Raw genomic sequence first — 21,065 nt, forward strand, 5'->3', positions numbered from 1 at the left:
TCTCATCGTGTGAGAGTTGAGTACCGGGTTCTGGGGCCCCTCGAGGTACTGCTCGACGGGGAACCCGTGGCTGTCCCGGCGGGTCGCGGCCGTGTCCTGCTGGCCACACTGTTGTTGCGCGCCAACCGCTTCGTCTCGGTGGACGAGCTGGTCGAACGTGTCTGGGAGGGTGAGCCGCCCGACCTCGACCGTGCGCACAAGACGCTGCAGACCGTGGTGATGCGGCTGCGCCAGGCGCTGGGCGAGGCCAACTGCGTGCGGCACGAGCGCGGTGGGTACATGGCCGAGGTCGTGCCGGACCAGTTCGACCTCAACAGGTTCCGCGACCTGGTCGCGAGGCGGGACTTCGGGCCCGCGCTCGCCTTGTGGCGGGGGCCGGTGCTCGGCAACGTGGCGTCGGAGTCCCTGCACCGCGATGACGTGCCGCCGCTCGTGGAGGAGCAGCTCGGGGCTCTGGAACAGCGGATCGAGGCCGATCTCGTGGCCGGGCGGTCGGTGGATCTGGTGCCGGAGTTGCGGGAGCTCACACGGCGGTACCCGCTGCGGGACCGGTTCTGGGCTCATCTGATGCTGGCGCTGTACCGGTCGGGTCAGCAGGCCGGGGCGCTGGCGGCCTATCGGCAGGTCAGCGAGATGCTCGCGGACGAGCTGGGGATCGATCCGACGCCCGAGCTGAGCGCGCTGCACGACCAGATCCTGCGCGGCGAGGTGGCGCCGCCGAAGGAGCAGCGGGTCACACCCCGGCAGCTGCCGCCGGACCTCGCCACCTTCGCCGGACGGGAGAAGGACGTCGATCGGCTGGCCGTGAGCGATGCGCGCATCATCGTCATCTCCGGCACGGGCGGGGTCGGCAAGACCGCCCTCGCGGTGCACTGGGCGCACCGGATCGCCGGGCGGTTCGAGGACGGGCAGATCTTCGTCAACCTGCGCGGGCAGGACGAGGTGCGCGCGATGACGCCGCAGGAAGCGTTGATGCTCGTGCTGAAGGGACTGGGCGCCGAGAACGCCTCCGGCAGCCTGGACGAGCAGGTGGCGCTGTACCGGTCGCTCGTCGCGGACCGGAAGTTGTTGCTGCTGCTGGACAACGCGGCCAGCGCCGAGCAGGTGCGATCCCTGCTGCCCGCGTCGGCCGGGGCGCTCACCGTCGTCACCAGCCGGGGTGACCTGCGCGGGTTGACGCTCAACGACGCGGACCTCGTGCGGCTGCCGACGCTCACCGACGAGGGTGGCATGCGGTTGCTGGAACGGGTGCTCGGTGCTGCGAGGGTGCGTGCGGAGAAGGACGCCGCGGCGGCTCTGGTGCGGTTGTGCGGCGGGTTGCCGCTGGCATTGCGCATAGCGGCCGCCGACCTGCGCGCCCAGGACGACATGAGCATCGCGGGCAAGGTCGCGCGGCTCGGCGAGGACCGGCTGGGCGAACTGGAGGTGCCCGGTGACCCGGCGGCTGCGGTCGGTGTGGTGTTCGACCAGAGTTATGCCGCGCTGCCTGAGGACGTACGGCTGGTGCTGCGCCGACTCGGGGTGCTGCCCGGCTCCGACTTCACCGCGCACGACGCAGCCGCGATCTCCGGCTTGCCGGACGTGGGACGCCAGCTGGACCAACTCGTCTCCGTCCACCTCGTGGAAAGCCGCGGCGACCGTTTCGGCCTGCACGACCTGCTGCGCGTGTACGCCAGAGAGCGGTGCGCGGAAGAGGAGGTCGATGTGGCCCTGGAAAGGCTCTACGACTTCTACCGCCGCATGACCGACGACGCGGGCGAGCTGCTCTTCCCCGACCAGCGCCGCTTCCCGCTCAGGACCACGACGACCCAACTGCCCGACGTCGTGCTGAAGACGTCCGAAGAGGCGTTCGCGTGGATGGCCGCCGAGTACCCGAACCTGTTCTCGACGGTGGTGCTCGCGGTCGACCGTGGCGAGCACTGGCCCGCCAACCAGATCGGTGCCGTGCTCAGCGCGTACTGCTACGAGCTCAGCGACCTGACGAACTGGCAGCCGCTGTGTGAGATCCGGGACCGTTCCGCCCAGGCCTCCGGCGAAGACGAGCTGATCGCCGACGCGAACCTGTCCCACGCGATCTTCCACATGTACCAGGGCAATCTCGAGCGGGCGCAGAAGCTCACGGACGTGGCGCTCGACCTGAGCATCCGGACCGGCGGTCTGAAGGCACAGGCGACCGCGCACAAGCTCCTGGGCTCACTGGCCGGCAAGACCGGTGGCGACGGACTCCACCACCAGCAACAGGCGCTCGCGATCCACGAGCGGATGGGCGACCGGGAAGGTCAGGCGGTCGGCCTGCTCAACATCGCTTCCGTGCTGTACCAGCGGCCTGACCTCCCCGGCACGGAGCAGGCTTTGCTCAGGGCTCTGGAGCTCGCCGGTTCGGCCGCCGTGAGGATGCACGTGTACGCGTCGCTGACCGGTGTCCTGGCCGGGTTGGGCAGGTTGCCTGAGGCGATCGCGAACCACGAGGCCCACCAGGTGCTGCAGGCGGAACTGGGGAACCCCCAGCCGCTCACGATCGGCATCATCGCCGCGGCGAGGGCCAAGCTGCACCTCGGGCTCGCAGACGAGGCGTTCGACATCATGCTCGACGTGCTCGAAGGGCTGCGGGTGCGGTCCAGTTTCGACGAGCGTTGCGATGCCTGGGAGATGATGGCCGACCTGTTCGACCACAGCGGTGACCATGACGACGCGCTGGCCGCCGCACGCATCCTGCTCGAAGCCGCCTCTCGGGCCGACGTGCCCCAGGACGTGTCCGAGGCCAACCACGCGGCCGCGCGGGCCTACCGCAACCTCGGCGACCTCGACCGGGCGGCGCGCCACCTGGCCGAGATGCGCGCGAATTCCGGAGCCTCGATCGCGTTGTGCCTCGGCCACGAGCAGGCGGAGCACGCGCTGTTGAACCTCGCTCTGGGGGAGACGGAGGAGGCGCTGCGCCATGCGGAAGACGCCGTCGCCACATACCGTCGCTACCACCAGCGCTTCTTCGAAGCACGGTCGCTCGAGGTGCTGGCCGCCGTGCGGCGGGCTGCGGGAGACGAGGACGGTGCCGGGGAGGCGGAGACGCGGGCGGCCACCCGTTATCGGGAGTGCGGTGTGCCCGAACGGCCCTAGGCTCGCTCGTGCGGCTGCCGAACACCGCGTTCTCAGATCGCTGGACGTTCCCCTCGGCGGTGAGCAGGTCGACGTTCCGGCAGGATGCGTGCTGCTCGCGCCACTCCTGTTGCGCCCCTCACGAGAGTTCGTGTCGGTGGACGTCCGCGAGGAGAGGAAGGACCCACGGGCCGGGGCTGCTCGCTTACATCGGTGACGAATGTATGAAGCGAGGTTTGTACCGACCCCCGTGGGGTAATCCAGAAAAGGATTCCCCACCTGGAGGTGTCATGATCGTCCTTGGTCTCATCCTGCTCGTCGTCGGATGGTTGGTCGGTATCAACATCCTGACGACGCTCGGCGTGGTGCTTCTGGTGATCGGCGCGATTCTCGCCGTCCTCGGCGCGGTCGGCAAGCCGATCGGCGGGCGTGCGCACTACTTCTAAACGCGCACCAAGAGCACCGTTCCCTCCCCCTCGGAAACGGTGAAGGGGCCAACCTCCACTGTGGAGGTTGGCCCCTTCTTTGGTCTCACAACGGCTTTACACGTTGTTCTTCGTGCGTGCGGCAGCGGCGAACACTCCGAACGCGACCCCCAGCATGCCCAGAGCGGCGACAGCGGCAACAACAAGATCAACAGACATGATCAGAAAAACTCCCTCTTGCGATCTCTCCCGTCCTTATGACGCCGGGGTACCCCGGATCGTTGCCTCGGGTAACGTTTTCGGGGTGAAACTCCGTGCTGTGGAAGCGCGAGTGCTCTCCGTAGCGCCGTGGCTGTTCGGTTTGTCGGTGCTCGGGCACCTGTTCATGGTCGCGTTCCAGACGAAGATGACCATGATCGACCTGCTGGTCTACCGAAACGGGTCGCCGCACCTGTTCTCCGGCGACCTGTACGAGTGGCGGCTCGACCAGTACGCGGACGTGTTCCCGCTGCCGTTCACCTACCCGCCGTTCGCGGCCGCGATCTTCACGCCGATGAGCTGGGTGCCGTGGGAGGCGTCACGCTGGATCTGGCAGCTGATCTGCCTGGGCTGCCTCTACTTCATCGTGCGCACCAGCCTGAAGCTGCTCAAGCAGCAGGACCCGCGCCGCGCCATGATGTGGACGGCGCTGACGTTGTGGATCGAGCCGGTCCGCACCACGCTCAACTACGGCCAGATCAACCTGGTGCTGGTCGCGATCCTGATCGGCACGCTCGCGAGCGCGCGCAACTGGGTCGGTGGCGCCGGCGTGGGTTTCGCCGCGGGCATCAAGCTCACCCCCGCGATCTCGGGGCTGTACTTCCTGATCCAGCGCCGCTGGATGGCCGCTGTGTGGTCGTTCGTCGCTTTTGTCGTGGTGTACGGCATCGGCTGGGCCATCTCGCCGTCGCAGTCGGACAAGTTCTGGTTCCAGCTGCTCGGGGACGCGAGCCGGGTCGGGCCGGTCGGCAGCGCGATCAACCAGTCGATGCGCGGCGCGTTGAGCCGGACGTTCGGCTACGACGTCAAGACCGGGGCGATCTACATCGTCGCCGTGCTCGTCGCCGCCGCGCTGACGTGGTTCGCGGTCAGCAAGACGAAGGACGTGCTGGCGTTGATCGTCAGCGTCCAGATGCTCGGCCTGCTGGTCTCGCCGATCTCGTGGAGCCACCACTGGGTGTGGATGGTGCCCGCCCTGTTGTGGCTGGTCTACGAGGGCGGACACCTGCTGTGCAAGATCACCGCCGGCCTCTGGGTGCTGCTGACCGGCGGCTACCTGATCTCGTTCCTGCTGCTCGCCCAGCCGAACATCTGGGACTTCCCGCGACCGTGGATCTTCGTGCTGCTCGGCTGGGGCTATCCGGCCGCGGGTTTGCTCACGCTGGTCGCGATCGGGCTAGCAACCCGGCGTAAGAGGGACGAGCTGCTGCCCCGCGACGAGGAAGCTGCCGACGGCGAACCCAGCCGAGTCTCCGGCTGACGCGGGCCTCCAGGAGTTGCGGGCCGCGGTCCAGCCGAGCAGTCCGTCGGCGTCGAGCGCGGTCAGCAACGCCTGCCAGCCCTTCTGGGCGTGCGGCAGGTAGGTCGCCTTCTCGAGCACGCCCGCGTTGATGCCGGCCGCGATCGCGTAGGTGATCATCGCGGTGGCCGCCGAGTCCTTGCCCGTGGCGCCCCAGAAACCGTCGGGGCGTTGCAAGAGCTTCAAAGTCTGCACGCTCTTGCGCAGCGTCTTGGCGTACTCGGCGCGGTACGGGTGGTCGGCCGGGAGCGCGAGCATCGCCTTCGCCAGACCCTGCACGGCCCAGCCGTTGGTCTGCGCGTTCAGGCTCCACAGGCCCGTGAACTCGTTGAACGTGCGGGCCTTGAGGCTGCGGTACGACTGGAACGAGTAGTCGAGCATCGCCTGGTCCTTGTCCGCCACGGCGACGCGCGTGAACGACGGCAGTGCCATGTTCAGCGCGTCCGGCGAACGCCAGTAGTGCGTCTTCCCGTCCTTCACCTGGGCGCGCAGGTTGTCCCGCAACGGCTGGAGCACCTCGGGCTCCGGGTGGAAGTACGCCACGTCGAGGTACGGCTCACCGGTCGCCTGGGCGTCCGGGGCGAAGGGGTTCGCCGGGTCGACCGGCAGCAGGAACTTGTTCGCCTGCACCCACGGCCACGTCTTGTGGTTGCTGATGCCGGTGGTCCGCACCTGGGCGAGGTTGCCGACGTGGAAGTTCGCGTTGGACCAGGTGTTCGCCGCGAGATCGGAGCCCTTGGTGACCCATGCCTGACTGGCCTTGATCATCGTGTCCGTCACGGCACACGGCACGGCCTGAGCCGCGGTCGGAATCCCGGCAAGCGTCCCGGTCAGAACGACCACAAAAAGTGATGTGCGCAACCGCATGAGGGTGTTCCCTCTCCTGTCCGCGGGCGGCGGCAGCGCACATCTTGACCGAATCAGCTCAGCGCGTCCAGGACTCCGTCGATCTCTTCGGCGAGAGTCACGTCGAGGGCGGTGATTCCTCCCTTGTAGTGCGTGCTCAGGCGGAATGTCAGTGTCTTGTAACGGATGTCGATGTCCGGGTGGTGGTTGTCGTTCTCCGCGATCTCCGCGATCCGGTTCACGACCATGATCGCGTGGGAGAAGCTCGGCAGCTCCACGGTCCGGACCAGCGCCGCGTCCTGCGCGGTCCAGTCGGGCAGCTTGGGCAGCACGTCGTTCAACTGATCGTCGCTCAACAGCTCGGCCATGTCCTGATCGTCCCACCAGGTCACGTAAGCTGCGCGTTTGCCACGGGAGTCCGGTGAAGCGCCGGGCTGAGAGGAGGGCTCGCAAGCCCTCGACCGTCCACCTGATCCGGGTCATACCGGCGTAGGGAGAGATTTGACGTGAGAAGGATTTTCGCTGTTTGTGCTGCTCTGGTGCTGGCCGGGTGTTCGGCCGGTACCTCGACCGCGCCGCAGTCGCACGAGGTCACGCTGGTGACCCACGACTCGTTCGCGGTGAAGCCGGAGGTGCTGGAGGAGTTCCAGAAGGCCTCCGGGATCACCGTGAAGCAGCTCGCGAGCGGAGACGCGGGCGAGCTGACGAACAAGCTGGTGCTGACCAAGGCGAACCCGATCGGCGACGTCGCGTTCGGCGTCGACTCGACGTTCGCCTCGCGTGCCCTGTCCGAGGGCGTGTTCGCCGAGTACGCCTCGCCGGAGGCGTCGAAGGGCGCCCAGCGGTACAAGGCCGACGACTCGAACCGGCTCCAGGCCGTCGACGTCGGTGACGTCTGCCTCAACATCGACCCGGCCAAGCTCGGCGGTGTCGAGCCCAAGTCGTACGACGACCTGGTCGACCCGAAGTTCAAGGACAAGCTGGTCGTCGAGAACCCGGCCACCTCGTCGCCCGGTCTCGCGTTCCTGCTCGGCACGATCGCCAAGTACGGCGAGAACGGCTGGCAGGAGTACTGGACCAAGCTCAGGGCCAACGGCGTCAAGGTCGTGAGCGGCTGGGAAGAGGCCTACAACCAGGAGTTCTCCGCCACCAAGGGCGACCGGCCGATCGTCGTGTCGTACGCGTCGTCGCCGTCGGCCGAGGGTGGCAAGACCAAGGCCGTGCTGGACACCTGCTACCGCCAGGTCGAGTACGCGGGCGTGCTGTCCGGTGCCAAGAACCCGTCGGACGCGCAGAAGGTGCTCGACTTCCTGCTGGGCGAGAAGTTCCAGGCCCAGGTGGCCGAGCAGATGTACGTCTACCCGTCACGTGAGGGTGTCGCGCTGCCCGAGTCGTGGGCCAAGGACGCTCCGCTGCCGTCTTCGCCGCAGTCGCTGCCCGCGGACAAGGTGAAGGACAACCGCGAAGCGTGGGTCGAGCAGTGGCGCAAGATCGTGCAGGGCTGAGCGGTCGCACTGGAGGGCCGGGGCCGGCGCGTGCTCGCGCGGGGCTGATCTCGGCCCGTTCCGGGTGGTCGGCGGCGGCGCTGCTGCCGCTGGCCTTCCTGGGGTTGTTCTTCGCGTGGCCCGTGCTGGCGATCGTGTCGCTGGGCCTGCGCGAGGGCGGCGTCCTCTCCGTGCTCTTCGAGGGCGACACCTGGGAACTCGTCGGGTTCACGCTGGGCCAGGCACTGGCGTCGACGGTCGTGGCGGTCGTCGCCGGGATGCCGCTGGCGTTCGTGCTGGCGCGGTGCCGGATTCGCGGGCTCGGGTTGATCCGGGCCGCCGTGATGGTGCCGTTCGTGCTGCCGACCGTCGTGGTGGGCCTGGCTTTCCGGACGTTCTGGCCCGACGGCGGGGTGCTGCCGATCGTGCTGGCGAACGCGTTCTTCAACGTCGCCGTGGTCGCGCGGACCGTCGGCGGGTTGTGGGCGCACACCGATCGACGCGCCGAGGACGCGGCCAGGGCCCTCGGTGCTTCTCGTCCCCGGGCCTTCGTGTCGGTGGTGCTGCCGGCGCTGGCACCGGCGATCGGGTCGGCCGCGGCGGTCGTGTTCCTGTTCTGCGCCACCAGTTTCGGTGTCGTGCTGGTGCTGGGCGGGTCGCGGTACCGGACGCTGGAGACGGAGATCTACCTGCGGACGGTCGAGCTGTTCGACCTGTCCGGGGCGGCGGCGTTGTCGTTGCTGCAGTTCGTCGCCGTGCTCGCGGTGCTGGTGCTGGGCGCGCTGGCCCGGCGCCGGCGCGAGACCGCGCTGGCGTTGCGGGGCAGGGAAGAGCTGGCGCGACGGCCGTCCGGCGGCGAGTGGTACGTCGTGGCCGCCGCCTTCGCCGTCGTGGTGGCGCTGCTGACGCCGGTGGTCGGGCTGGTGACGCGCTCACTGTCCACTCGGGACGGCTGGAGCTTCGCCGGGTACGTGGCGCTGAACACCCGTGGTGATCGTGGCACGCTGGCGGTGACCGGGATCGACGCCGCCGTGAACTCGCTGCGGACGGCCTTCGACGCGACGCTGGTGGCGTTGGTGGTCGGTGTGTTCTCGGCCGTGGTGCTGGTCGGGCTGCGGCGGTCCGGTGCCCGCTTCGCCGAGGTGCTCGACACGGCTTTGATGTTGCCGCTCGGGGTGTCCGCGGTGACGGTCGGCTTCGGCTACCTGATCACGATGGACGCCCTGCCGGGCGACTTCCGGACCTCGCCGATGCTGGTGCCGCTGGCGCAGGCGCTGGTCGTGACACCGTTGATCGTGCGGATGGTGCTGCCGGTGCTGCGGGCCGTCGACGAACGGCTGCGGCAGGCGGCGGCGACGCTCGGTGCCTCACCGGCACGGGTGTGGCGTGAGGTGGACCTGCCGCTGGTCGGACGTTCCCTGGCGGCGGCGGCCGGGTTCGGGTACGTGGTGGCGCTGGGGGAGTTCGGGGCGACGAGCTTCCTGGCCCGCCCGGACGCGCCGACGTTGCCGGTGGTGATCGCGCGGCTGATGTCGCGGCCGGGGGAGTTGAACAGCCAGATGGCCTACGCGGCGTGCGCGTTGCTGATGGTCGTGACGGTCGGGTGCGTGCTGCTGATCGAGCGGTTGCGCGTGCCGAGCAGCGGGGAGTTCTGATGGCACTGGAACTGGACTCGATCACCGTCCTTTATGGACAGACGGCCGCGGTGTCGGACGTGTCGCTCTCGGTGGCGGACGGCGAGGTCGTCGCGCTGCTCGGGCCGTCCGGGTGCGGCAAGTCGACGTTGCTGCGCACGGTGGCGGGGCTGGAGAAGCCCTCCGCCGGTGCGGTCCGCTGGGATGCCGCCGACCTGGCCGGCGTCCCGGTGCACCGGCGCGAGTTCGGGCTGGTCTTCCAGGACGGGCAGCTGTTCCCGCACCGGACGGTCGCCGGGAACGTGGCGTTCGGCCTGCGGATGCAGAAGGTCGAGCGCGAGGCGCGGGACAAGCGCGTGCTCTCGTTGCTGGAGCTCGTGGGGCTGGAAGGGTATGCCGACCGCCGCGTGACGCAGCTGTCCGGCGGCGAGCAGCAACGGGTGGCGCTGGCGCGGGCCTTGGCTCCCTCTCCTCGCTTGTTGCTGCTGGACGAACCGCTGTCGGCGCTGGACCGGGCGTTGCGCGAGCAGCTCGCGGTCGACCTGGCGCGGCTGCTGCGAGAGGCCGCGACCACGGCTCTCGTCGTGACGCATGACCACGACGAGGCCTTCACGCTGGCCGACCGCGTGGCGATCATGTCGCGCGGCCGGATCGTCCAGGTCGGCCCGCCGGCCGAGGTGTGGTCGTCACCGGTCGACGTGGAGACCGCGAAGTTCCTGGGGTGCAACAAGTTCGTGCCGGGCTCGTTCGTCGGGCTGGACGTCGAGCGGGTCGGGTTGCGCGCCACCGCGTTGCGGGTCGACCCGGACGGACTGCTGCAGGGCACGGTGCTGGAACGGGTGCACCGGCGCGACCACGTGCGGTTGCTCGTGGAGATCGGCGGCGAGGAGTACGAAGCCGTGGGTCCGGTGTCCGTCGGCGACCGCGTGCGGCTCGCAATTGACTTGGACGGCGTCGCGCGCGTCGGGTAGGCATTAGGGCCTATGGGACTTCTCGGGGGACGCGTCGCGCTGATCACCGGCGTGAGCAGGCGGCAGGGCATCGGCTATGCGATCGCATCGAGGCTTTCCGGCCTGGGTGCCGATCTGTTCGTGCAACACCACGTGGCGCATGACGCCGCACAGCCGTGGGGCGCCGATGACGTGGACGAGGTGCTGGCGGATTTCGGCGCGATCGGCGTGGGCGTGGATCTGGCCCGTCCGGAGGCGCCGGACGAGCTGATGGCCGCGGCTGTCGAGGCTTACGGCCGTGTCGACGTGCTGGTGTGCAATCACGCGAGGTCGGGCGGCGACGGGCCGTTGGGCTCGTTGGACGCGGCGATGCTCGACGGGCACTACGCCGTGAACACCCGCTCGTCGATCCTGCTGGCGCAAGCGTTTGCCCGTCAATGGACCAGGACCGACGGCGGACGGATCGTGTTCATGACGTCCGGCCAGAACCTCGGGCCGATGCCCGGCGAGGTGGCCTACGCGGCGTCGAAGGGCGCGTTGGCGGCCATCGTCGCGACGCTGTCGCACGAGCTGGCGGACCGGGGCATCACCGTCAACGCGGTGAACCCCGGCCCCACCGACACGGGGTGGGCGGGTCCGGAGCTCACCGACTTCGTGAACGAACGGATGCCGGCGAAGCGCTGGGGTCAGCCGGACGACGCCGCCCGGCTGATCTCCTGGCTGTGCACCGATGACGCCGCGTGGATCACCGGTCAGGTGATCAACAGCGAAGGCGGCTTCCGGCGCTAGCTGTCCTTGGTGACCAATCGCATCGCCGCGAGGCCCGTACCGATCAGCAGGTAGCAGCCGGCCAGCAACGTGCTGTCGCCGATCTGCCCCAACGGGATCGGGTCGCGCATCACGTCGATCAGCCCCGGGAACCCGGTCGTGATCAGGAACGGGTGCAGCCAGTCCAGCGACGAGAACTGCCCCAGCACCTGGAACACGATGATCGTCGTCATCGTCGCCGCCTGCACCACCAGCGGGTGCTCGGTGGTGGACGAGACGGCGAGGGCGACCGCGCCGATCGCCACCATCTGGAACGTCACCAGCAGGATGAACAACCCGATGCGCAGCAGGCCCTCCGCGAACGAGAGCGTGGTGCCGGACAGCGTCATCATGCCGTCGGTGCCGAGGAACGCCGTGCCCGCGATGATGCCGACGACGGCCATCAGCGTGACGGCGAACAACGACATCGCGGTGAGGCCGAAGAGCTTCACGAACAGCAGCCGCACACGGGACACCGGTGCGACCAGCAGGCCGCGCAACGTGCCGTGCTGGGCCTCGCCCGCGAGTCCGTCCGCCGCCCAGATCGACGCCACCAGCGGCAGCAACAGGTTGAGCGACAGGAACAACGTGAAGATCGGCACGACCATGCCGTTGCCCTGCAGGATCGCGCCGAGGCCCGGAGGCCCGCCGCCACCCTCGTCCGAACCGGCGGTCCAGATGCCGAAGCTGATGATGATCGGCACGAGGATCAGGCCGAACAACCCGATGAGGGTCCGCGGCCGGCGCAGCATCCAGCGCACCTCGGAGCCGAACTGACGCGTGATCATCGGCGTCCCCCGTCCAGAGTGTCCACTGCGGACATTCCGCGCTCGGCCTCCTCGGCCTCGGTGAGCCGTGCGAACAGCTCCTCCAGGCCGGTCTTCCAGCGCGTGGCCTCGAAGACCCGTGCGCCGCCCTTGACCAGGGTCTCGATCACCTGCGGTGCGCTCGTCCCCGCGAGCTCGACGCGCAGTCCGTCACTCAACGGCCTGGCCGAGATCTTGGCCTGCCTGAGAGCGCTCAACGCGGACTCGACGTCCGGCGTGATCACCTGGAGCGCCGAACCGCCCGCCTGCAGCAGTTCGGTCAGTTCTCCCTGCGCCACCACGGTGCCGCGGTGCAGCACCGCGACGTGCGTGCAGGTCGCCTCGACCTCGCTCAGCAGGTGGCTGGACACCAGCACCGTGCTGCCGGCCGCGTGCAACTCCGCGATGATCTTGCGGATCTCCCGCGTGCCGGCCGGGTCGAGGCCGTTGGTCGGCTCGTCGAGGACGACGAGCTTGCGCGGCACGAGCAACGCCGCGGCCAGGCCGAGACGTTGCTTCATGCCGAGCGAGTACCCCCGGTACCTGCGGTGGGCCGCCTGGGCGAGCCCGACGCGTTCGATGGCGTCCTCGACCGCCTGCTTGATCTCCTTGCGGGGCAGCAGAGGTTCGAACGCGGCACACCTGACGAGGTTCTCCCGTCCGCTGAGGAACGGGTGGAACCCCGGACCCTCGACCAGCGCGCCCACGTGCGGCAGCGCCTGCTCGGCTCCCTCGGGAAGCGGCCTGCCGAGCAGTTCGATCTCCCCCTGCGTGGGGCGGACCAACCCGAGCAGCATCCGGATCGTGGTCGTCTTGCCGGACCCGTTGGGCCCCAGCATGCCGAGCACGGCTCCTTCCGGCAGCTCGAGGTCGACGCGGTCCACGGCGACCGTGCTTCCGTACTCCTTGCGCAGTCCCTTGGTCCGCGCGGCGACAGCGGTCTTGGAAGGCGCTGTCACCGGCGCGCTGGTCGAGGTGGTCACTTCACCTGTCCGATCGTGTCGAACAGGACCTGCTCGGGCACGGCGCCCGCGACGACACGACCGTCGTCCGCGATCAGGATCGTGGCGACCTTCGTGGTGAAGATCTGACCGCTACCCCACGCGCCGCTGACCTTCTTCGTGAACTTGTCGACCAGACCCTGCGCCTCGGCGGGAACCTGGGTCATGGCCTCGGCCGGGATGCGTGCGCCGACGACCGTGTCCCAGCCCGTGCCGAAGAACTGCGGGTCCTTGCCCTGCAACGCCTGCTCCAGGCCGAGTTCCGGCCTCTCGCTCCGGCCCTGCCTCTGCTCCTTGGCCTCCGGCGTGGTGACCTTGGCCTGCGCCGGTGGCGTGAACTCGAAGAGCTTCGGGTCCTGCGGGCCGACGTTGATCTCGCTGAAGCCGACCGTGCCCGCGGGCTCGGCCGTGCCGTTGGTGAGAACGGCGACGCGCAGCGGCATCTTCAGCTCGGAGTCGACCGCGATCCGCACCTCGCGGATCAGGGTCTTCTCGCTGGCCTTGGGGGTCAGCACGAGCTCGTAGGCGGCACGGTTCGCGACTCGCGCGGTGCCGTCGACGGAGATCTCGCTGAACTCCCTGGTCAACTCGACGACCTGCTTGGCGGCGGTCGCCGGGTCGACCGACTCGGCCTGGGCCGGCTTCTCGGCCTTCGGCTCGTCCTTGTGCTCGGACTTGGTGACCTCGTTGTCCTGCGAGTTCCAGGACCACGTGGTCTTGCCGTCGTCGACGATGGTCTGCTCGGACTGGCCGTTCGGCAGGGCGGCGCGGAACTTGCCGTTGCCGTCCGTCCAGATCCGCGCGCTGTGCTTGCCGTCGGCGAGCTGGGGGATCTGCGAGATCGACGGGAGACCGAGCTTGTTGTCGACCTCCACGGTTCCGCCGAACGCACCCGGCTTGCTCGTCAGCACCTGTTGCACGAGTGACTCCGCGGACACGTCCGGGAGTGATGGCGGCTGGCCCGCACCCGCTGGCATGGCGAGCAGGCTCAGGCCTGCCACACCGGTGACCACACCGGTCGCCGCAGCGACCAGGGACACCTTTCGCTTGTTCATCAGTGGTTCCCCTCCTCCAAGGGCTTGTGGCTCTAGCTTGGTGGTGGGTTGCTGAGATGGTGCTGAGACTACTTCTACCTGCGGTTATCCGCTCGCCGCGAGGTGTTTTCTGAGAGTCGGCTGAGATCTTGCGGGCAGCTGAGAGTTCCGCGCGGCATGCTGTGGGCTGTGAAGCCTCGAGTGCTGGTCGTGGACGACGAAGTCGGTGTGCGCCGGGCCCTGGAGCGCGGCCTGTCCGCTGAGGGCATGGAGGTCGTCACCGCGTCCGACGGGCCCACGGCGCTGCGGGTCGCGCTGACCGGTGCCTTCGACGTGGTGCTGCTCGACATCATGCTGCCCGGGCTGTCCGGGTATCGCGTGCTGCAGCGCATGCGGGCCGACGGGGTGCGCACGCCCGTGCTGATGGTCTCCGCCAAGGACGGGGAGGTCGACCAGGCGGACGGCCTCGACCTCGGCGCCGACGGGTACCTGGTCAAGCCGTTCAGCTTCGTCGTGCTGGTGGCGCAGGTCAGGGCGTTGCTGCGGCGGGGTGGTGGGGCGCGCCGCAAGCTGACGCTGGGGAGCCTGGTGATCGACCGCGGGCTGCGCGAGGTCAGCTGGGCCGGGCTCGACGTCTCGCTCAGCCCCCGCGAGTACGCGGTGCTCGACGTGCTGGCGTCGCGCGCGGGGTCCGTGGTGACGAAGGACGAGCTGCTGCGGACGGTCTGGGGGGACGAGCAGGCCGCGACCCGCAACGCCGTCGAGGTCTACGTCGGGTACCTGCGGCGCAAGCTGGAGGCCGTGGGGGCCGGTGAGGTCGTGCGGACCATTCGCGGGCACGGGTACATCGCGTCCACTCCGGACCTGGACAGCGCGCTGGGGAACAGGTGAGCCCTGGCTGGTGGTTGCGGCGCTCGCTGCGCTTCCGCATCACCGTCGTGGCCACCGGGGTCGCGTTGCTGTGCCTGCTGGCGTTCACCGGGCTGGCGCCGGCGTTGATCGGGCTGATCCAGATCACGGCGGTGGACCAGGAGCTGGCGAAGTCGGAACCGCGGGTGCTGGACGTGTCCGGGGTGCCGGTGGACGGCAAGCCGCCGCTTCCGTTGACGGACCAGGACATCCGCACGCTGAGGTCCGGCGAGCCCGTGCTGCGGATGGAGGGCGAGTCCGCGCTGCGCTACCGGGGCCAGGTCGTGTTCTCGGGTGACGGGTCGCCTCGCCTGGAGGTGTACGGGAGCACGCTGCTCGGGTACGAGAACGCCAACACGCTGGGCACGCGCTGGCTTGCGTTCGCGGCGGTGCTGGTGGCCGGGCTGGTCGGGATCGCGACGTGGCTCTCGGTGCGGTCGTCGTTGCGGCCGGTCGAACGGATGAGGGTCGCGGCGGGGGAGTTGCCGCACGGCGAACGGTTGCCGGTGCCGCCTTCACGCGACGAACTGCAGGCGCTGGCCGAGGCGTTGAACGCGTTGCTGGCCCGGCGTGACGAGGCCTCGGACCGGTTGCGGCGCTTCACCGGCGACGCGGCGCACGAGCTTCGTTCGCCCGTGGCCTCGGTGCGGGCGCAGGCCGAGGTCGCGGTGGCGCACCCGGATCCGGACTTCTCCATCGAGGTGCTGGAGTCGGTGGTCGAGGAGTCGATCCGGCTCAGCGCGCTCGTCGAGTCGTTGCTCATCCTGGCGCGCGCGGACACGGCCGCACCGCCCCGCGCCGAAGCCGTCGACCTGGTGCTGGAGGCCGAGGCGGCGATCTCCCGGCTGGACACGGAGTTGCTCGTGCGGCTCACCGCGCCGCCGTCGGCCTGCCTGGTGTCGGCGACGCGGTCCGAGGTCGAGCTGGTGCTGGACAACCTGCTGCGCAACGCCGCCCGGTACGCGTACTCGACGATCACGCTGACGCTCGTGCCGGTCGGGCGGGACGTGCGGCTGATCGTGGACGACGACGGGCACGGGATTCCTCTGGAACACCGGACGAAGGTGTTCGACCGGTTCTACCGGGTCGAGGAGGACCGCGGGCGCCGGTCCGGAGGGTTCGGTCTCGGCCTGGCCCTGGTGTCGCACCTGGTGCGGCGGAGGGGCGGGACGGTGCGGGCCGCGGAGTCCCCTGCCGGGGGTGCGCGTTTGGAGATCCGCTGGCCGTCCTGGTAGCAAGCTCCGGTGCCAGAGTTGCGAGCGTCGGCACTGGTCGACGCGCCTGTTTCCGTCGTCGCGGGTGCCCTGCTGGACACGTCGCTGATCACGGGGTTCGGGGTTCGCGTCCCGAGTTCCCTGCTGTGCCTGGGAGATGTGCTCGTCGGGCCGTTCGGGGTCCGGCTGACGGTCACCCGCGCCGATCTGTCCGGTGTGTCCGCTGCCGGTGACTTCCTGGAACTGCACACGGATCTCGTGGTGACCGCGGCCGGGACAATGGTGGTCGACCGGGTCTCGTGGACCTCGGTCCGCGGTGTCGTCGGGCGGTTCGCGGACGTCACGGTCGCGCGCGGGATGGCGTTGCGGGTGCTGGAGAAGCGCTCGGCGTTGCTCGCCCGGCGCTGTGAGGAGTTGCGCGCGGCCAGGGTCGTCGTCGGGGCGGCGATCGTCCGGGATGGGCGGTTGCTGGCGCAGCAGAGGTCGTACCCGGAAAGCCATGCGGGACAGTGGGAACTGCCCGGTGGACGGGTCGAGCCCGGCGAGAAGCCCGCGGACGCGCTGGTGCGCGAGTGCGTCGAGGAGCTGGGAGTCCCCGTCGTCGTCGGCGAGCAGATCGGGCCGGACGTGCCGTTGAAGGAGGACCTGGTGCTGCGGATCTTCGCCGCGCGGCTCGCCGACGGTGAGCCGGAGGCGTTGGAACACAACGCCGTCCGGTGGCTCACCGCCGGCGAGCTGCCCGGTCTGGACTGGCTGCCCGCCGACCGCGTGCTGGTGCCGGCCCTTCAGGAGCTCCTCAACTGAGCCCGGACAGGCGCAGGGCCGCGTTCAGCCGGTGCTGGGCGCGCTCGCGGGACCGTTCCGCGCCCGCCTGCCTGATCCGGTCCAGCTCGGCGGGGTCGGCGAGGAGCTCCAGCGTGCGGTCGCGCACCGGGCGCAGCTCCTCGATCACCGCTTCGGCCACGACGTTCTTCAGGTCGGCGAACCGGGTCGTGTAGTCCTCGGGCTCCTTGCCGGTGCAGGAGGAGAGGATCTCGGTCAGGTTCGCGATGCCCTCGGTCGACGAGACCGCCCTGCGGACCTTGCGCCGCACCAGGTCCGGCTCGTCGAGCACGAAGACGACACCGGCGGAGTTCTGCGCCGACTTGTCCATCTTGCGCGCCGGGTCCGAGAGGTCCTTGATGCGCGCCCCGACCTTCGGCACCACGGCGGTCGGCACGATGAACGCGTCGCCGTACGCGTGGTTGAAGCGCCGGGCGAGCGCGCGGGCCAGTTCGACGTGCTGGAGCTGGTCCTCACCGACCGGCACTTCCGCGGTGCCCTGCAAAAGGATGTCCGCGGCCATCAGCACCGGGTAGGTCAGCAGGCTCAGCCGCACCGATTCGCGGCCGAGTGACTTCTCCTTGAACTGGATCATCCGCGCGGCCTCGCCGTAGGTGCAGGTGCACTCCAGGACCCAGTTGAGCGCTCCCAGCTCGCGGATCAGGTCGCTCTGCACGCACACGCTCGCCGGATCGATGCCGGACGCGATGAGCACCGCGAGCTGCTCCCGCGTCATCGATCGCAGTCGTTGCGGGTTGTGCGACGACGTCATCGCGTGCAGGTCGCTGATGAAGTACACGTCCTCGTCGGTGCCCTCCCGAGCCCACGTGCGCAGCGCGCCGAGGTAGTTGCCCAGGTGGACCTGGCCGGAGGGGGTGATGGCGGAGAGCCGGATCATGGTTCGTCCCTTCGTGGGGACCGCCCGTCCGGAACGCATCAAAAAAGCCGCCCGTCGGGGCGGCCTGCGGTTCGCGTCAGTGGTGTCTGCGCGCTGCTACTCCGGCCGCCTGAAAGCGGCCCACCAGAAGGCGTTGAGAGTGCGCACGATCGCCAGTATAGGGCTACCGTCAAAGCATGTTCATCGTGCTGCTGAAGTACGCCGCGCCACTGGAACAGATCGACTACGCCCTCCCCGACCACCGCGAGTGGGTCGAGAAGCAGTACGAGCGAGGGCTCTTCCTCGCTTCGGGGCGTCAGGTGCCGAGGACGGGCGGCGTGATCATCACGCGGCCCATGCCCCGGGGCAAGCTCGAAGCGCTGCTCGCCACGGACCCGTGGGCGGAGCAGAAGCTGGTCAAGTACGAGATCTGCGAGTTCGAGGCCACTCGTACGGCACCGGAGCTGTTGAAGCTGAACGAGGCAGTCCTCCAGTCCTAGGGCTGTCTCGCGGAGAGCCACTCGATCGCCGCTGTGAGCGCGTCGCCGTCGACGACCGCCTGCGGGACGACCGGGGCGTTGCCGTACGTCCGGCCGGTCCGGTCGGCCATGAGCGCCGTCGTGATCGCGAGCCGGGCGCCGTCGGGGAGTGGGAACGACTGGTTCGCCGTGGCGTAGCCGGCGGTCGGCGTGCCGAAGGTCCTCGTGCCGGCGGCGCCGAGGAACGAGATCAGCACCGCTTCACCCGAACTCGCCGTGCGGTGGTCGGTGAGCACCGCGACCGGTTCGCTGCGGGCCGCGGGGATCCGGCGCCACCGGAACGCCGTCCGGTCGCCGTTGTAGACGTGGCCGCGCCGGACACCCCAGCCCGTGGAGCCGTGCGGGCCGACGAACCTGCCCCGTTCGCCCTCGCCGAGCAGCGGGGCGACCACGGTGAGCATCGGGTGCATGTCGCCGCCGCCGTTGCCGCGCAGGTCGACCACCCACCCGGTCGGTCGTGTCGCGATCAGGCGTCTCAGCGCCCTCAGGCCTGCCGTGACGTAGGCGCTCCCGTGGCGCGAGTGCGTCGGGGGCAGGACCAGCCAGCCGGTTCCGTCGAGCAACCGACCTGTCGGCATGGCGTGCCGCCGTGGTGAGGCCGCGCGCTCGGCCGTGATCAGGTGGGTGTGCGGGTTGCCGAGGGTGGCGATCACGTGACGGATCGCGTCGTAGGTGTCCTCGGGGCCGCGTGCCGAGGCGGTGGCGGCGTGAGCTTCGGCACGTACCGCGGGCCAGTCGGCCTGGGCGCTCTCGATCGAGTGACGCTGGAGAAGGCCCAGCGCCTCGTCGACGTAGGCCCGGACCGCGGCTGGTCTCAAGCCGCCTTCTTCAGGGCCTTCTTGGCTGCCTTCGCCGCCTTCTTCGCCGCCTTCTTCCTGGCCTTGTCACGCTCCTTGAGCAGGAACGGAACCGGGCAGCGCTTGCACTGGGGCTTCGACCGGCAGCACTTCTTCTTGAGCTTCTTACCCACAGGCTGGACTCCACTCCGACACGTGCCGTCAGAGTAGGTGAGGCTCAGTTCACTGGCACTCTTGTGTGGTAATGGCGACGCAGCCGGTAGTATGAACAACGGCCCTGCGCATCGAAGTGTCCGGCGCGAGCCCCTCCAACGCCTTCGAAGCTCTAGGAGTTCTGCGTGCCCACGGCCACCGCGTCTGCCCTTCAGACGCGAACTGACCTGCGAAATGTCGCGATCGTCGCGCACGTCGACCACGGTAAGACCACCCTGGTCGACGCAATGCTGCGCCAGTCCGGCGCCTTTTCCGCGCGTGCCGAGCTCGTCGACCGGGTCATGGACTCGGGCGAGCTCGAGCGCGAGAAGGGCATCACGATCCTCGCCAAGAACACGGCTGTGCGCAGGCACACGCCGGACGGCGACGTGATCATCAACGTTGTCGACACCCCCGGCCACGCCGACTTCGGTGGCGAGGTCGAGCGTGCGCTGTCCATGGTCGACGGTGTCGTCCTGCTGGTCGACGCCTCTGAGGGCCCGCTGCCCCAGACGCGCTTCGTGCTGCGCAAGACGCTCGCCGCCGGCCTGCCGGTGATCCTGCTGGTCAACAAGGTCGACCGCCCCGACGCCCGGATCTCCGAGGTCGTCGAGGAAGCCCACGACCTGCTGCTCGACCTCGCGACCGAGGTGGGCGCCGACGAGTCCGTGCTGGACCTGCCGGTCGTCTACGCCTCCGCGCGCGCCGGTCGTGCGTCGCTGACCCAGCCCGAGGACGGCGGCCTGCCGGACGAGGAGAACCTGGACACGCTGTTCCAGGTGCTGCTCGACCACATCCCCGCCCCGCACGTCGACGTCGACGGCCCGCTCCAGGCGCTCGTCACGAACCTCGACGCCTCGACCTTCCTCGGTCGCATCGCGCTGTGCCGCATCCACCAGGGCACGATGCGCAAGGGCGAGACCGTGGCGTGGTGCCGCGAGGACGGCGAGCCCGTCAAGGTCCGCATCACCGAGCTCCTCATCACCGAGGCGCTGGACCGCGTTCCCGCCGAGTTCGCCCGCGCGGGTGACCTGGTCGCCATCGCCGGCATCGCGGACATCACCATCGGTGACACGCTGGCCGACGCCGAGGCCCCCGAGGCGCTGCCCCGGATCACGGTCGACCAGCCGGCCATCTCGATGACCGTCGGTGTGAACACCTCGCCCCTGGCCGGTCGCAACGGTGGCACCAAGCTCACCGCCCGCGTCCTCAAGGCGCGCCTCGACGCCGAGCTCGTCGGCAACGTGTCGGTGAAGGTCCTGCCGACCGAGCGTCCGGACACCTGGGAGGTGCAGGGCCGCGGTGAGCTGGCGCTGGCCATCCTGGTCGAGCAGATGCGCCGCGAGGGCTTCGAGCTGACCGTGGGCAAGCCCCAGGTGGTCACGCACACGGTCGACGGCAAGATCCACGAGCCGTTCGAGCGCCTGTCCGTCGACTGCCCCGAGGAGCACCTCGGCGCCGTCACGCAGCTCCTGGCGAACCGCAAGGGCCGCATGGAGAACATGTCGGGCCACGGCACCGGCCGCATCAAGCTCGACTACGTGGTCCCGTCGCGAGGCCTCATCGGCTTCCGCACGGAGTTCCTCACCGAGACCCGCGGCACCGGCATCGCGAACGCCGTCTCCGAGGGCTACGCCCCGTGGGCGGGCGAGATCCGCACCCGCCACAACGGCTCCCTGGTCGCCGACCGCACCGGCTCCATCACCGCCTACGCGATGATCCAGCTGGCCGACCGCGGCACGTTCTTCGTGGAGCCGGGCGCCGACGCCTACGAGGGCATGGTCGTGGGCGAGAACCCGCGCGCCGAGGACCTCGACGTCAACATCACCCGCGAGAAGAAGCTCACGAACATGCGCTCCTCCACGGCCGACGTGATGGAGACCCTGGCCCGCCCCCGCAAGCTCTCGCTGGAGGAGGCGCTGGAGTTCTGCGCTTCCGACGAGTGCGTGGAGGTGGCCCCGGAGGTCATCCGCGTCCGCAAGGTCACGCTGGACGCGAACCTGCGTGGCCGCGAGCGGTCGCGTCTGAAGGCTCGCGGCTGACGCTGAGTTGAACGCCTGACAGGGGCGGCTGGGCT

Annotated in this window: 20 protein-coding genes; 12 read left to right on the top strand and 8 right to left on the bottom strand. The window is 69.5% G+C overall.

Going from position 1 to position 21,065, the window contains the following annotated elements:
• Positions 1 to 9: 9 nt before the first annotated feature.
• From PV646_RS15365 to PV646_RS15375, 3 genes are all read left to right on the top strand, one after another.
• Entirely contained in the window at positions 10 to 3,114 is a 3,105-nt protein-coding gene (locus PV646_RS15365; protein WP_500342110.1) for an AfsR/SARP family transcriptional regulator, read from the top strand.
• 269 nt (positions 3,115 to 3,383) lie between these two features.
• On the top strand, positions 3,384 to 3,539 hold the full coding sequence (locus PV646_RS15370; RefSeq protein ID WP_189158217.1) for a DUF6131 family protein: 156 nt from the start codon (positions 3,384 to 3,386) through the stop codon (positions 3,537 to 3,539).
• A gap of 283 nt (positions 3,540 to 3,822) precedes the next feature.
• On the top strand, positions 3,823 to 5,037 hold the full coding sequence (locus PV646_RS15375) for a mannosyltransferase (protein WP_500342113.1): 1,215 nt from the start codon (positions 3,823 to 3,825) through the stop codon (positions 5,035 to 5,037).
• On the opposite strand, the gene PV646_RS15380 is transcribed toward PV646_RS15375, so the two are convergent.
• Positions 4,954 to 5,943: a glycoside hydrolase family 88 protein gene (locus PV646_RS15380; protein ID WP_500342117.1), complete on the bottom strand. Its 990-nt coding sequence runs from the start codon at positions 5,941 to 5,943 to the stop codon at positions 4,954 to 4,956. The two genes, PV646_RS15375 and PV646_RS15380, sit on opposite strands and share 84 nt — an antisense overlap.
• A gap of 53 nt (positions 5,944 to 5,996) precedes the next feature.
• Positions 5,997 to 6,290 (bottom strand): 4a-hydroxytetrahydrobiopterin dehydratase, encoded by a 294-nt coding sequence (locus PV646_RS15385; protein ID WP_500342119.1) that lies wholly within the window; start codon positions 6,288 to 6,290, stop codon positions 5,997 to 5,999.
• Between the two features lie 138 nt (positions 6,291 to 6,428).
• Between PV646_RS15385 and PV646_RS15390 the strand changes: the two genes are divergently transcribed.
• From PV646_RS15390 to PV646_RS15405, 4 genes are read left to right on the top strand one after another with little or no spacing between them, the layout of a single operon-like run.
• The gene (locus PV646_RS15390) at positions 6,429 to 7,427 is read left to right on the top strand and encodes a thiamine ABC transporter substrate-binding protein (protein ID WP_500342122.1); all 999 of its coding nucleotides are present in this window, start codon (positions 6,429 to 6,431) and stop codon (positions 7,425 to 7,427) included.
• The gene (locus PV646_RS15395) at positions 7,391 to 9,061 is read left to right on the top strand and encodes an ABC transporter permease (protein ID WP_500342125.1); all 1,671 of its coding nucleotides are present in this window, start codon (positions 7,391 to 7,393) and stop codon (positions 9,059 to 9,061) included. Before PV646_RS15390 ends, PV646_RS15395 begins: the two co-directional genes overlap by 37 nt.
• On the top strand, positions 9,061 to 10,011 hold the full coding sequence (locus PV646_RS15400; RefSeq protein ID WP_500342127.1) for an ABC transporter ATP-binding protein: 951 nt from the start codon (positions 9,061 to 9,063) through the stop codon (positions 10,009 to 10,011). The genes PV646_RS15395 and PV646_RS15400 overlap by 1 nt, the downstream gene beginning before the upstream one ends.
• Positions 10,012 to 10,023: 12 nt before the next feature.
• Positions 10,024 to 10,779 carry an SDR family oxidoreductase gene (locus tag PV646_RS15405; RefSeq protein ID WP_500342129.1) on the top strand — a complete coding sequence of 252 codons (756 nt, stop codon included), beginning with the start codon at positions 10,024 to 10,026 and terminating at the stop codon, positions 10,777 to 10,779.
• Here the strand turns inward: PV646_RS15405 and PV646_RS15410 are convergent.
• Genes PV646_RS15410 through PV646_RS15420 form a run of 3 tightly spaced genes read right to left on the bottom strand, consistent with a single transcriptional unit; the run spans position 10,776 to position 13,659 of the window.
• The gene (locus PV646_RS15410; protein WP_500342131.1) at positions 10,776 to 11,585 is read right to left on the bottom strand and encodes an ABC transporter permease; all 810 of its coding nucleotides are present in this window, start codon (positions 11,583 to 11,585) and stop codon (positions 10,776 to 10,778) included. The two genes, PV646_RS15405 and PV646_RS15410, sit on opposite strands and share 4 nt — an antisense overlap.
• A complete protein-coding gene (locus PV646_RS15415; protein ID WP_500342133.1) occupies positions 11,582 to 12,586 on the bottom strand; it encodes an ABC transporter ATP-binding protein in 1,005 nt (334 codons plus the stop codon). The genes PV646_RS15410 and PV646_RS15415 overlap by 4 nt, the downstream gene beginning before the upstream one ends.
• Positions 12,583 to 13,659, bottom strand: coding sequence for a LolA family protein (locus PV646_RS15420; RefSeq protein ID WP_500342135.1), 1,077 nt, complete (start codon positions 13,657 to 13,659; stop codon positions 12,583 to 12,585). The genes PV646_RS15415 and PV646_RS15420 overlap by 4 nt, the downstream gene beginning before the upstream one ends.
• 168 nt (positions 13,660 to 13,827) lie before the next feature.
• Between PV646_RS15420 and PV646_RS15425 the strand changes: the two genes are divergently transcribed.
• Genes PV646_RS15425 through PV646_RS15435 form a run of 3 tightly spaced genes read left to right on the top strand, consistent with a single transcriptional unit; the run spans position 13,828 to position 16,565 of the window.
• Positions 13,828 to 14,529, top strand: a complete 702-nt coding sequence (locus PV646_RS15425) for a response regulator transcription factor (protein WP_500342137.1) — start codon at positions 13,828 to 13,830, stop codon at positions 14,527 to 14,529.
• On the top strand, positions 14,526 to 15,782 hold the full coding sequence (locus tag PV646_RS15430; RefSeq protein WP_500342139.1) for a sensor histidine kinase: 1,257 nt from the start codon (positions 14,526 to 14,528) through the stop codon (positions 15,780 to 15,782). The genes PV646_RS15425 and PV646_RS15430 overlap by 4 nt, the downstream gene beginning before the upstream one ends.
• Before the next feature lie 9 nt (positions 15,783 to 15,791).
• Entirely contained in the window at positions 15,792 to 16,565 is a 774-nt protein-coding gene (locus tag PV646_RS15435; RefSeq protein ID WP_500342140.1) for a (deoxy)nucleoside triphosphate pyrophosphohydrolase, read from the top strand.
• Here the strand turns inward: PV646_RS15435 and trpS are convergent.
• Entirely contained in the window at positions 16,558 to 17,481 is a 924-nt protein-coding gene (trpS, locus tag PV646_RS15440; protein WP_500342142.1) for a tryptophan--tRNA ligase, read from the bottom strand. The two genes, PV646_RS15435 and trpS, sit on opposite strands and share 8 nt — an antisense overlap.
• A gap of 176 nt (positions 17,482 to 17,657) precedes the next feature.
• Between trpS and PV646_RS15445 the strand changes: the two genes are divergently transcribed.
• Complete coding sequence (locus tag PV646_RS15445; RefSeq protein ID WP_382456374.1) at positions 17,658 to 17,960, top strand: YciI family protein; 303 nt, start codon at positions 17,658 to 17,660, stop codon at positions 17,958 to 17,960.
• On the opposite strand, the gene PV646_RS15450 is transcribed toward PV646_RS15445, so the two are convergent.
• Both PV646_RS15450 and PV646_RS15455 read right to left on the bottom strand, forming a co-directional pair.
• Positions 17,957 to 18,817: a S41 family peptidase gene (locus tag PV646_RS15450; RefSeq protein ID WP_500342144.1), complete on the bottom strand. Its 861-nt coding sequence runs from the start codon at positions 18,815 to 18,817 to the stop codon at positions 17,957 to 17,959. The genes PV646_RS15445 and PV646_RS15450 overlap by 4 nt on opposite strands.
• Positions 18,814 to 18,969: a hypothetical protein gene (locus PV646_RS15455; RefSeq protein ID WP_162185756.1), complete on the bottom strand. Its 156-nt coding sequence runs from the start codon at positions 18,967 to 18,969 to the stop codon at positions 18,814 to 18,816. The genes PV646_RS15450 and PV646_RS15455 overlap by 4 nt, the downstream gene beginning before the upstream one ends.
• Before the next feature lie 165 nt (positions 18,970 to 19,134).
• On the opposite strand from PV646_RS15455, the gene typA reads away from it, so the two are divergent.
• The gene (gene typA / locus PV646_RS15460) at positions 19,135 to 21,030 is read left to right on the top strand and encodes a translational GTPase TypA (protein ID WP_500342147.1); all 1,896 of its coding nucleotides are present in this window, start codon (positions 19,135 to 19,137) and stop codon (positions 21,028 to 21,030) included.
• Positions 21,031 to 21,065: the final 35 nt, after the last annotated feature.

The sequence above is a fragment of the Streptomyces sp. ID05-26A genome (assembly GCF_033794685.1).
Classification (GTDB): Bacteria; Actinomycetota; Actinomycetes; order Mycobacteriales; family Pseudonocardiaceae; genus Lentzea.

Excerpts from the sequence above, each read along its gene's own strand:
- PV646_RS15370 (WP_189158217.1), top strand. The coding sequence starts at position 3,384 with ATGATCGTCCTTGGTCTCATCCTGCTCGTCGTCGGATGGTTGGTCGGT.
- PV646_RS15380 (WP_500342117.1), bottom strand. The coding sequence starts at position 5,943 with ATGCGGTTGCGCACATCACTTTTTGTGGTCGTTCTGACCGGGACGCTT.
- PV646_RS15385 (WP_500342119.1), bottom strand. The coding sequence starts at position 6,290 with ATGGCCGAGCTGTTGAGCGACGATCAGTTGAACGACGTGCTGCCCAAG.
- PV646_RS15400 (WP_500342127.1), top strand. The coding sequence starts at position 9,061 with ATGGCACTGGAACTGGACTCGATCACCGTCCTTTATGGACAGACGGCC.
- PV646_RS15405 (WP_500342129.1), top strand. The coding sequence starts at position 10,024 with ATGGGACTTCTCGGGGGACGCGTCGCGCTGATCACCGGCGTGAGCAGG.
- PV646_RS15410 (WP_500342131.1), bottom strand. The coding sequence starts at position 11,585 with ATGATCACGCGTCAGTTCGGCTCCGAGGTGCGCTGGATGCTGCGCCGG.
- PV646_RS15420 (WP_500342135.1), bottom strand. The coding sequence starts at position 13,659 with ATGAACAAGCGAAAGGTGTCCCTGGTCGCTGCGGCGACCGGTGTGGTC.
- trpS (WP_500342142.1), bottom strand. The coding sequence starts at position 17,481 with ATGATCCGGCTCTCCGCCATCACCCCCTCCGGCCAGGTCCACCTGGGC.
- PV646_RS15445 (WP_382456374.1), top strand. The coding sequence starts at position 17,658 with ATGTTCATCGTGCTGCTGAAGTACGCCGCGCCACTGGAACAGATCGAC.